Genomic DNA, 11,461 nt, shown 5'->3' on the forward strand with positions numbered 1-11,461 from the left:
TAAAGTCCAAGAATGGTATTATTTATCATTAAATCTTTCTACTGTTGTGAACCCCCGCCGCCTTTCCATAGTTACGGAGAACTGAAATATACTTAACAAAGGGCGATTCTTTTAAAGCGTTGAATCGGTCTAAATAAGCCCTGAAAACTAGATTAACCTGCTTTTCATCCGAAACCTGAATATGCGTATCATGCTCTGGGGTTTCAATAATAACCTCGTGGTCACCAGCCCCATTTCTCCAAACTCTTAACCCTTCATTAAACTCTTCAAACTTGTCTGAGGGACTAAGGGCGGGATACAAATTCCTAATCACCCGCAATATCCATTCCTTACGTCTCAAATCATCTCTATCCCTATCAGTTATAACTTCTCCATTTTTAGTAACATATAGCAGGGTGGCTGGCGGAGTCATGTGCTCATTTCCCGGACAGAAGGGACACTTCTCCGCCTCATCTCTCTGCCCCCTATCAACCTTAAAGTCAGAAGGACGCTTCCGCCTCTCGGTCGCAACTATAACCCATCTATCCACAAGATAATCCCTTCGAATCTCAGACAACCCACAAACACTCCTCAGAATTGTTAATACGATCATTAAACAAAAAGATATCAAACATATAATAAAAGCGGTACAATGACCTTTTTAAACCGGATTGGATGTAAAAAAGATTAGAGATTAACCTCTAATATAACTTTGCATATTTAATAAACCGTTATTTCTATGAGCCATGAATACTTAATAACCGTCATTTTCGACCAAAAAAGCTATATCACTAAATACCATATTTTGAAAAGAACAAACAATAAAGGTTGAATTTCCATGGGATTGTTATTGCTAGTATTCTTAGCAGTAGTCGTATTCGTTTTTTATGGATTGCACGCTGCAAAACTGGAGCCACAGAAACCCAAAATACTCATCCCCCTAGTTGTAATTAGTATACTAATTGTAGTAGCGGCTTTTTTGACACAAAAACCATGGTGGACTGAATTTCTACAAGCACTAAACAACTTGCTATAATAACAACTTTTTTTGAAATAACATTTAAATTTTTAAAATATTCTGTGGTACTAATAAAAAAGAAAACCATCTCCTCATTGAGAGTGAACCAACTTGACTAACAAAGAAAATTCAGCCGAAGAAGTGATCGAGCAAAAAATCAAACCCATGATAGAAAAAATAGCTCAAAAAAAGAAAGTCCAAGAAAAAATGACCAAGGTAAAACACCAAATCATGATCATGAGCGGAAAAGGTGGAGTAGGAAAAAGCACCGTAACCGCCAACCTAGCAACAGCCCTAGCAAAAAAAGGCAAAAAAGTAGGAATCCTAGACTCAGACATACACGGACCCTCCATACCCAAAATACTAGGAATACAAGGAAAAAAACCCAAAGCCACCGAAACCGGAATCCAGCCCGTAACCACCCCGCAAGGCGTGAAAGTGATCTCCATGGACCTCTTAGTAACCGAAAGTGAAAAACCACTCATCTGGCGGGGACCACTAAAAATGAAAGCCATAAGACAACTCCTATCAGAAGTAGACTGGGGACAACTAGACTACCTCCTCATAGACCTGCCACCGGGCACCGGAGACGAACCCCTAAACATAATGCAACTCATGCCCGAAATGGACGGAGCAATAATAATCACCGCCCCCTCAGACCTCTCACAATACGTGGTCAGAAAAGCAGTCTCCATGGCACAAAAAATGAAGATACCCGTAATAGGAATAATAGAAAACATGAGCGGCTTCGTCTGCCCAAACTGCGGCGAAAGATACGAAATCCTAGGCTCCGGAGGAGGCAAAAAAATCAGCAAAGAAATGAATCTACCCCTACTGGGACAAATTCCCATAGATCCCGAAATAACCGTAGACTCGGATCAGGGAACCCCCTTCATAGTAAAAAATCCCGAAACACAAGCCACCAAAATATTTGAGGAAATCGTGCAAAAAATCCAAAAAACCATTGAAAGCGGAAACAAACAAAATTAAAGATAATTAAAATAAAATTAAAAAATTGGGCTTATTTCATCAATTTTTTGTAGTTCTCCTCTATTTCTTTCAGAAGTGTCTCACTAGTAATTTTACCTCTGGTTTTTAGGAAGATTGCTATCGAGATTCCTCCAGCGCCAACACCCTCCTTAACAACTCCTCTCTCATACGCCTTTAATCCTTCAATTTTGGAACTTGAAAAATTGAGATTAGCGGCAAGTATGGGAACATCGCTTATTTGGGAAACAATGCCCTTAATATCTGAGCTCACGTCTTCAACTATCCATCTCGTTGTGCCTATAGCCACATTTTCCAGAACTTCCGCTTTTAATGCTTTAACAACAGATAAAATAGCGGTCATCTGAGTGCCACCCGCCATCAGAACAGGAATCTTGGATGCTGCTCCAATAACAAGTCCCGAGAACGCAGCAATCATCGGGTCACCCACAGAAGCAACTGCATTAATTGGATCGTTTCTAAGATCACCTAATCTTACCCCCGCTGCCTTTAATCCCTCCTCTGCAACACTTATCTTAAGACTATGGGGATTTACAGGCATACTACTACTCACCTTCAATTTAGCATCAACCCCCATAGCAAGAAGAACTCCCAACGCGGTGGTCGTTCCTCCAGGAATACTCTCACCCACTACAAGATAATCCGCAATCTTGGAAAAGTTTCTTCCAACTATCTCCGCCCTTTTGGTAACCTCCTCTGCATTCTTAACCGCTTTACCCGTTCTAATATCCTCTCCCGGCTCGCCTTCGAGATCGATGAAAGGCGCATGGGGCTTAACTCTCAATCCGCCACTAACTGCAAAGAACGGTATGTCTGCTAAGTTTAGCGCTGATCGGGTTATCAGGGCCGGAGTTGGAATCCCATCAGGCGTAACAGGAACTCCTTCTATGCACCTACATTCTCCATAAAATAGAAGCTCAACGTCCGCTGCAGGCGTGTAATCGGTAATTTCTGGGTACTTTCCTGCTGCTGAGATTTCCGGTATTTTAGCAGTCTCAGTATTTCCGATAGTACAAACAAATACTGGTTTTTGGTTTTCTATCTTGTCTAGAAAGTTTCTTGCCTTTCTCTCGCGGTGAGCTATTAAAATATCTTCATATTTTCTCATTTTACAAAACCTTCAAAACATTTATATAGGTTAATTTATCCTCTGTAGGATAACTTATCCTACAAAGATATTTAAAAAACTTTCGAAAGGTGGTGAAAGCATGAGAAGTATTCTGGGAAGTAAAAGAAAGCTAGCAGTGATACTAATAGTAATAGTAGCAGTTTCAACAACTGGTTTATCTTCTTATGTATTAATGAACATGGAACAGTCTAGCCAGCAAAAATACTTGCTTAACGTGTTTTCTTTCCAAACAGGGCAATCTAGAATAGTATCAGGCGCACCGAATATAGATGAAATACTTTACGGTTTAGGTCTAGGGGACTACATAGTTGGCTGTACAGTTCAAAGCGATTATCCACCCGCATTAGTGCAAAGAGTAGCCTTAAGGCAAGTTGATAATAGATTAGATTGGTGGAATCCAAGTTTGGAAATTGTACTATCTCTAATCCCATCGACAGTCCTTCTAGATGAGGGTCAATCAAACCAGCGAGCAATGTATTCTACTCTTTTGACTCTTATGATAAGTCAAGGGGTACTAGCATGCATTCCATACAAAGTACTGCAAGGTAATACTATATCTCAAATAGAAACAAGTATTTTTCTGGTTGCTAATATATTCGGAAGAACTTCTGAGGCTCAAGCTCTCGTCGATAAAATGGAAACAAAAATAAGCACAATACAAGGAAATGTGTCAGGTCAACCAGTACTCAATGTACTCGTGTGTGTATGGATAAACTTTGCTCAAAACCAAGTGTACACTTGTGGAAATAGCACGTTTCTCAGTGAAATAGTTCAGAAAGCAGGTGGCCTGAATGTCTTCTACGATAATCCCCAATCATGGCCCGTGGTAACGTTAGCTGCTGCGGCGGCGAAAAATCCAGACAAAATAATCATTATAGATCACTACGCATACTTGGATCCAAGTACAACACGCTCTAAAATTAAAGATTCTAATCTTGGTAATACACCTGCTGCAATAAATGATGAAATATACTTTGTTCAGGGGCAGGCAGAGAACTTGTTCTCACGGCCTGGGCCAAGAGTTGCAGAGGGAGTTGAACTTCTAGCCAACATACTGTTTCCACTTTTATTCAATGCGACCTTCTCTGGACCTCCATATAAATTGGATACAGGAAATTATAAAGGGTACTTGGATTCATTTATATTGGAGTGAGGTACAGTAATTTGGTTAAAACTTCTCCCTCTCTTTTTTTTGGCGCTCCGAATTTGGTGAGGCGCAAAATTTTTCTGCTTACTGTATCAGTTGTTGTGGGGTTGGCGATACTGGCGGTGCTGATACTTGCGTCTTTTATTTTTGGGGCGGAGGAGTCTACCTTAGGCGATGTTTTAGCGTCTCTTAACAGGCTTTGGATTTTTGGGAGGCCCCTTCAAAATTATGGTGTTGTGTTGCCCAGCTATATTGATTGGAGTTTGGATATTATAATTTATTATTCGAGGATTCCTAGGACTTTTACTGCTATTCTTATAGGTGCGGGTCTTGCTGTTTCTGGAGCCATTATGCAGGCGCTTGTTAGAAACCCTCTTGTGGATCCGTATATTAGTGGTGTGTCATCTGGGGCGGCTTTTGGGGCGGTGCTTATTTTACTTACTTCTATTTTCACTGGGTTTTTTGAAACTGTTTCTCTTCCCTTGGCCGCCTTTGTGGGAGGGCTTGGGGCCTTTGGAATAACTTTCATTATATATAGGAGTGCGGGTGAAACTCCCACGAGTTTTGTTTTGGGGGGAGTAATTGTTGGTATAGCTTTTTCTTCGTTAACAACATTTTTCATTGTTACTTCTACCAAGGAGATTCATGGTGCTCTTTTCTGGCTTTTTGGAAGTATAGCGTATGTTACTTGGGATGTTGTGTGGATTCTTTTGCCAGTGGTGGTAGTAATTGTTCTGGTATCTTTATTCTATGCTAGAGAATTTAATGTTCTTCTTTTAGGCGACGAGCAGGCGGCTCAGTTAGGGTTGCGGGTCAAATGGTTTAAAAGGATTATGTTGATAGTTGCTGCGCTTCTTGCTAGTTTTTGCGTTGCTTTCACGGGAATTATAGGATTTGTGGGACTGGTGGTTCCTCACATGATCCGGTTAGCTCTCGGTAGTGATCATAGGCTTTTGCTTCCCTTATCAACGATTTTTGGTGCGAATCTTCTGCTCGTTGCGGATATTGTGGCCAGGGTTTTTATGAGACCTGCAGAGCTTCCCATAGGGATAATCACTTCATTTATTGGTGTACCCTTTTTCGCTTATCTACTTATTAGGAGAGGTAAAAGGTATGCTATGTAGTCCTGAGGTAATTATTAGAGTTGAAGATTTGGTTTATAGTTTTGACTCAGTTAAGGCTCTTGATGGTTTGACTTTTGAGATTAACAGAGGAGAATTTGTAGGGCTTGTAGGTCCGAATGGTTCTGGTAAAACCACGCTCCTTAACTGTTTATGCAAATTACGCGTTCCTCAAGAAGGCAGTATCCATCTGAATGGGCATAACTTGAAAGATTTATCGCCTTTAGAGGGTGCCAGGATCTATGCGGTTGTACCTTCAGAATTTCCTGCGGATATGAATATCTCTATTATGGATACCGTGCTTTTGGGTCGTCATCCTTATTTTGAGGGTTTCTGGTGGGAGAATGAGCATGATGAGCAGATTGCTTTAGATGCTATGGAAAGGCTGAATATTTTAGATTTTGCGGATAGAAAACTTGGGGAGTTGAGCAGTGGAGAAAAACAGAGAGTTCTGATTGCTAAGGCGTTGGCTCAGGAAGCTAAAATACTTCTGATAGATGAACCTGTAGCTTATCTGGATTTGGGATACCAGTTGGAAGTCATGGAAATGCTAAGGCGTTTAGCCGATGGGGGGGTAACGATTCTTGCGGCCATGCATCAACTTAATCTTGCGGTCAAGTACTGTGATAAGCTTATAGTGCTTAACAAAGGTAAATTGGTGGCCTGTGGTAGGCCCCAAGACGTAGTTACACAAAGGCTTATTGAGGATGTCTACGGAGTAAAAGCAATTGTTAAAAACATTCCAAGGGCAGGCTTAACCATAATTCCTTTGTCAACTTCCAATAATGGTGGTATGTTTGATAGAGAAAATCGTAAGGCGAGAACTATTGGATTTAACAAGGCCAAAGCACGGGGCGGACGTGTGGAAGTATGATGTGGCTCTTGTTGACTTTAGTTGCAATTTAAATCCTCTCGGTCCCCCTAAAGAAATCATCAACATAATTCAGAGAAACATAGATAGTATTGTTCGTTATCCTGATGACACCTGCACCAATCTAAAATTAGCCTTATCCGATTACCATGACCTTCCGAGAGAACAATTAATTGTGGGTTGTGGCTCAACTGAATTAATAAAGGCTTTTGCCGAAACCTTCGTAAAACAAAATGATCATATAATTATTCCCTTCCCTACTTACGGGGAGTATGCGTTTTACTGTCAATTTATGGGGGGAGTTATCAATAAAATTTCTTTAATGGAGGATGAAGAATTCTCACTAAACGTTGAATCACTCTTTGATTCAATTGATAAGAGTACAAAGGCTATTTTTCTTTGTAATCCTAATAATCCTACCAGTAGGTTTGAAAGCAAGAGTAAGATTTTGGAAGTTGTGGAGGAGTGTGAAGCTAGAAAGGTTTTGGTTTTTGTGGATGAGGCTTTTGTCGATTTTTTGAGAGAGGGTAGGAACGGTTCCTGTGTTCCTGAAGTGGAAAGTCATGATAATCTTTTTGTTTCCCGTTCTTTTACCAAGATTTTTAGCATACCCGGCATTAGGGTGGGATACGGGGTGGGTGGCAAAGAATTGGTAAAGTATATGGATAAGGCGCGTTTATCTTGGAATGTTGGAGTGCTGAACCAGTTCATAGCAACTGAGCTGGTAAGAAACTGTAATTCTTACTTAGAAAGAACTGTTGAATTTATTGAACTTGAAAAAAAATACTTGTACACACAAGTTTCTCGGATTAATGGCTATAAACCTTTCAAGCCGGATGCCAACTTTATGCTGATTAAAATTAAGAATTTGGAGCTCAACAGCACTGATTTCAAAAAAATTATGTTAGATCAAGGATTCCTTATCAGGGATTGCAGCTCGTTTGGTGAAGAATTCTCGAACTACATTCGAATAGCCGTAAAAAATAGAGACCTGAACAATAATTTACTAAAAGCATTTAAAATCATTTCAGAGGAAGTCGTCCAGCAATAAAAGTGAACTTGAGACCACTGAAAAAATGGGTGGAAAGTGATTCGAAAACTAAAGAGGTTAAGGCTCATATGGAACTCATCGATATTGTTTTTTATATCGGAATTATAGTGATAGCTTTAGCTATGGACTTCACCATTGGAGAGGTGCCTAGAAGACTTCACCCAACTAGATGGATGGGGAATATAATTTACTGGATAGACCAAAGAATCCAGCGAGGAAATCCTTTTAGAGAAAAATTTTCAGGCGTTCTTCTCGCATTTTTTATCATCTCACTCTTTGTATTTTCCACCATTCTGGTATTGTCTCTTGTTAAGTACTTTCTGGGCAAAATTGCTTGGATGTTAGTTTCCGCATTTCTACTCAAATCCACTTTTGCCTTAAAAGACATGGAACGCCACGTGAAACCTATTACTGGTGAGCTTATGAAAGGAAATCTGACTGGCGCTAGGAAACAGGTTTCCCGCATCGTTGGCCGTGATGTAAGCAACTTGGATGAGCCACTCATCTTATCCGCAACCGTGGAGAGTGTTTCTGAAAACATTTTGGACGGATTTTTTTCTTCCCTACTTTTCTTCGCCTTTTTCGGGGTCCCCGGAGCAATTTTTTACCGGGTTGTGAACACCTTGGACTCCATGGTGGGATACAAGAGTGAAAAACATAAAAATGTGGGGTGGTTCTCAGCGAGACTTGATGATTTAGCAAACTGGGTTTCCGCGAGAATAACTGTTCCTTTCATTTCTTTAGCCTCCAAGCTACTAGGAGCAGACTGGAGGAGTTGTATCAGGATCGCTTTAAGAGACCACAAAAAAACGGAAAGCCCCAACAGTGGATGGCCAATGGCGGCAATGGCTGGAGCTCTCAATACCCGTCTTGAAAAAATAGGTCACTACACACTGGGCGAAGAGTATCCCTTTCCCAAATTGGAGGAAACATATAAATCAATCAAAATAATGAAAGCGTCCTGTCTATTATTCTCACTGTTTATTTCTCCAATAGCCATAATCGTGGTAATTATTGTGCAGGAATTGGTGGAAAACTTGCTAATAAAATTAATAGTAAACTGTCTGGGATGGAGTTTATGTTGTCTAATATAGAAGTAGAATTCCTGAAGTCAGATATGGGTGACTGCGCAATTGTGAGTTTACCTGAAAATTGCAGAGCAGTAAGTTCCGCTCCTTTAGGGTGTGGCATTCTAAATGTGGACAAGGTTTTGATTCTTCAGGTTCACAAAGACTACCATTCTGAGCGACCGGAGGACGAACTCAGAGATTTAATAAATGAATTAAAAACGGGAAAAAACACTGTAGGATTAATGACCGCGGCAGAAATAAGAAAGGTACTAACCGTTTCCAAACAAACTTTTGAGGATTTACAGGTTACCGTAGTTGTTACCGCGGGAACCGCAAACGCCCTCGTAGCCGGAGAAAATCCTTTCAGACCGAGAGGCGAGATAATCGGTCTTGGGACTATAAATATCATCACCCTTATTAATAAGCCGTTAACTGATGGAGCATTGGTAAATGCAGTAATTACCGTAACAGAAGCAAAAAGTATAGCTCTCAGAAATCTGGGTTTCCACGCCGCAGGGACATCCACAGATAGTGTGGTTATCGCTTGTCCCGAAAAAGGAGAGAAGCTAAAATACGCTGGAACAGCCACAGAAGTGGGGCTACTTTTATCCCGGGCGGTTAGGGAGGCAATCGTAGAATCATTAACAAAAGCAGAAGAGGTAAAACCGAGAAGCTTTATGGATAAACTGGGTGAGCGGGGGGTAAGTCTAGATGATTTGTTGGAAACCGCCATGGCGCTCCATATTCCGCATACCGAAAAGGAGACCGAGGAAATTAAGAAGTGTCTTGTGGAGGAGTTAATGAAGCTGGCTGATGATGTTAACATCAATTCGCTGGTTTCCTCGGCAATGTTTCTGGAAGATCTTGGTTCAAGTGGTGGAATCTACGGACTGAGTGTTGATGATTTTAAGAAGGACGCTGTTCATATTTTGACAGATGAGATAATTGGCATGGCTATAGCAGAGTACCTATCGGGAACAAGAGGTGTTTTTAACTATGTCAGATACGATAGGAAGAAGCCTGGTATAATTGCTACCCTTGGACCATTTTTGGACGATGTCGTAGCTTCGCTGGTTGGAGGAGTTATGTCCAGTATTTACTCAAAACTATAAAAAAGAGGGCTAAAAAAATGGGAGCAATTAGAGGCTTGAAATCACTTATGGCTATTTTTACAGTAATTCCCATTAGGGTCACTCAACTATCTGAAGAGGTTGTGAAATATTTACCCTTAACCATTATTGTGGGCGTTTTTTATGGAGTTCTTGCGGGAGTCATCTATGCTGGATTAGCGTTTGTACTCCCGACTTTTGCCTCGGCTGCAATCATGCTCCTAATTATATACTTACTGAACGGCTTTTTTCACGTTGACGGGCTGGTCGATTTTGGAGACGGAATCGCAGCATTTGGAGATAAGCAAAAGAAACTGAGCGCCATGAAGGATACCAGAGTGGGAGCCGGCGGACTAATACTTACACTTTTAATAACAATAACAACCCTGTCACTCTACAGTGTAATACCCTATACGCAAGTTTTCCTATTCGTCTTTACGATTGAGGTTTTGTGTAAAAATTCATTATTGGCATGTGCTACCTTTGGAAAACCATACGAATCCGGGATAGGTAAACAATTCGTAGAGGGAATGAACAAGAAAAATCTTTTAGCATCAACACTGTTATCCTTAACATTCTTAATCATCATAATTTTTTCCTATTTTTATTTTCTCGACCTGAGTATTACTTGTGAAATAAAACTTTTCCTTCTAATCTCGCCACTCATATCAATTATTGCTGGGGCCTCTATTGCTCTGTTAGCCAATAGAAGTTTTGGCTGCGTCACAGGTGATGTTCTAGGAGCCTCCCACGAGATTTCCAGACTCATACTACTAGCACTAATCGTGGTGGTGATCACACTATATGCATAAAATAAACGGAATCATAATGGCGGGGGGAAAGAGTCTAAGAATTAAAAAACTGGGCGAAAAACCAATGATTCCATTACACGACCGCCCTCTCATAGATTACGTACTAAAAGCGATGGCGGAAGCAACACTCATTCGGAAAATATATGTTACAGTAAGCCAACACACAAAGAACACCAAAGAATATTTAAACCGAAAAGTTAAGGATTATTCTCTTCAAATAGTTCAAACATCCGGAATAGACTACATAGAGGATCTAAGATACACGGTTAAAAAATGTAATTTGTCAGAAGTTCTGGTTTGTCCAGTTGATACCCCCCTGCTCAGAGGGGACCTCCTAGACCTGCTAGTAAAAGAGTTTTTTACGATAGGTAAACCCTCACTGGTTTCCGTAGTCCCTCTCCAATTAATATTAAGCCTGGGATTAGAGCCCACAATCGTAATGAGAATCGATGATTTAGAAATGGTTCCCTCAGGAGTCAATGTTATTAACGGGGATGAATTGATTACTGGAAACGTTCTTGAAGAGGACTACTTCAAAATAAACCTCAAAGAATTCGCGATTAACATAAACACCAAGAAAGACTTAGAAACAGCAGAAAAAATCCTAAAAAACATCAGATAAATTTTAACCCACAAGATTTATGAATCATATTAAATCCATTCCTTGAAAACCCGAAATTAAAAGTTTTTAGAGGTGACCATATGCCAGATTTTTGGGAAGTGCTTTACACTAGAAGAAGCATCAGAGAGTTTAAAAAAGATGCCCCGGTGGAACCCTGGAAAATCGAAAAAATTCTGGACGCCGCTAGGTGGGCACCAAGCCCCGAAAACATGCAGTACTGGAGAATGATTGTAGTCAGAGACCAAGAAATGAAAGAATACATCGCAGACATGGCTCAGGAGCACGGTGCCACGGTTTTCGGCAATTTTCCATACGAAATAGTTGAGGATAGACTCTGGTACATTCCAGAAAAATCAAGACCAAGAGTTATTGAACGCGCATACGATGGAACACTTTTCCGCTATCCCGAAGACGCGGACACCGTAATAATCCCCTGCGCCAACACCACAGCTTTTGACATCACCATGGCTTACCGTTGTCCGAAACTTACCCATCTAGGACACTTCCAGATGGTGTTCGGTTCC

General features: G+C 40.7%; 13 protein-coding genes. 11 read left to right on the plus strand and 2 right to left on the minus strand.

The genetic code is table 11. From position 1 onward, the window contains the following. Positions 1-28 precede the first annotated feature (28 nt). Positions 29-556 (minus strand): galactose-1-phosphate uridylyltransferase, encoded by a 528-nt coding sequence (locus ACUVXA_RS09595; RefSeq protein WP_445871036.1) that lies wholly within the window; start codon positions 554-556, stop codon positions 29-31. Positions 557-817: 261 nt separating this feature from the next. Between ACUVXA_RS09595 and ACUVXA_RS09600 the strand changes: the two genes are divergently transcribed. Together ACUVXA_RS09600 and ACUVXA_RS09605 are read left to right on the plus strand one after the other, a co-directional pair. Beyond that, entirely contained in the window at positions 818-1,015 is a 198-nt protein-coding gene (locus tag ACUVXA_RS09600; protein ID WP_445871037.1) for a hypothetical protein, read from the plus strand. 93 nt (positions 1,016-1,108) lie between these two features. Then, a complete protein-coding gene (locus ACUVXA_RS09605) occupies positions 1,109-1,987 on the plus strand; it encodes an Mrp/NBP35 family ATP-binding protein (protein ID WP_445871038.1) in 879 nt (292 codons plus the stop codon). Positions 1,988-2,018: 31 nt separating this feature from the next. Here ACUVXA_RS09605 and cobT read toward each other — a convergent pair whose 3' ends face one another. Next, positions 2,019-3,113 carry a nicotinate mononucleotide-dependent phosphoribosyltransferase CobT gene (cobT, locus tag ACUVXA_RS09610; RefSeq protein WP_445871039.1) on the minus strand — a complete coding sequence of 365 codons (1,095 nt, stop codon included), beginning with the start codon at positions 3,111-3,113 and terminating at the stop codon, positions 2,019-2,021. 100 nt (positions 3,114-3,213) lie between these two features. On the opposite strand from cobT, the gene ACUVXA_RS09615 reads away from it, so the two are divergent. The 9 genes from ACUVXA_RS09615 to ACUVXA_RS09655 all read left to right on the plus strand — a co-directional run. Then, the gene (locus ACUVXA_RS09615) at positions 3,214-4,287 is read left to right on the plus strand and encodes an ABC transporter substrate-binding protein (RefSeq protein ID WP_445871040.1); all 1,074 of its coding nucleotides are present in this window, start codon (positions 3,214-3,216) and stop codon (positions 4,285-4,287) included. Between the two features lie 11 nt (positions 4,288-4,298). Continuing rightward, complete coding sequence (locus ACUVXA_RS09620) at positions 4,299-5,405, plus strand: FecCD family ABC transporter permease (RefSeq protein WP_445871041.1); 1,107 nt, start codon at positions 4,299-4,301, stop codon at positions 5,403-5,405. Then, entirely contained in the window at positions 5,395-6,276 is an 882-nt protein-coding gene (locus ACUVXA_RS09625; RefSeq protein WP_445871042.1) for an ABC transporter ATP-binding protein, read from the plus strand. Before ACUVXA_RS09620 ends, ACUVXA_RS09625 begins: the two co-directional genes overlap by 11 nt. Beyond that, entirely contained in the window at positions 6,200-7,324 is a 1,125-nt protein-coding gene (locus ACUVXA_RS09630; protein ID WP_445871043.1) for a pyridoxal phosphate-dependent aminotransferase, read from the plus strand. The genes ACUVXA_RS09625 and ACUVXA_RS09630 overlap by 77 nt, the downstream gene beginning before the upstream one ends. A gap of 8 nt (positions 7,325-7,332) precedes the next feature. Continuing rightward, positions 7,333-8,418: a cobalamin biosynthesis protein gene (locus ACUVXA_RS09635; protein ID WP_445871044.1), complete on the plus strand. Its 1,086-nt coding sequence runs from the start codon at positions 7,333-7,335 to the stop codon at positions 8,416-8,418. Next, the gene (gene cbiS, locus ACUVXA_RS09640) at positions 8,403-9,506 is read left to right on the plus strand and encodes a bifunctional adenosylcobinamide hydrolase/alpha-ribazole phosphatase CbiS (RefSeq protein ID WP_445871045.1); all 1,104 of its coding nucleotides are present in this window, start codon (positions 8,403-8,405) and stop codon (positions 9,504-9,506) included. The genes ACUVXA_RS09635 and cbiS overlap by 16 nt, the downstream gene beginning before the upstream one ends. A 17-nt stretch (positions 9,507-9,523) precedes the next feature. Beyond that, positions 9,524-10,315, plus strand: a complete 792-nt coding sequence (gene cobS / locus ACUVXA_RS09645; RefSeq protein ID WP_445871046.1) for an adenosylcobinamide-GDP ribazoletransferase — start codon at positions 9,524-9,526, stop codon at positions 10,313-10,315. Continuing rightward, positions 10,308-10,937: an NTP transferase domain-containing protein gene (locus tag ACUVXA_RS09650; RefSeq protein WP_445871047.1), complete on the plus strand. Its 630-nt coding sequence runs from the start codon at positions 10,308-10,310 to the stop codon at positions 10,935-10,937. Before cobS ends, ACUVXA_RS09650 begins: the two co-directional genes overlap by 8 nt. 80 nt (positions 10,938-11,017) lie before the next feature. Further along, positions 11,018-11,461: nitroreductase family protein (locus tag ACUVXA_RS09655; protein ID WP_445871048.1), on the plus strand; the 444-nt coding region annotated here is incomplete at its 3' end.

It is taken from the genome of Candidatus Jordarchaeum sp., from assembly GCF_052745115.1.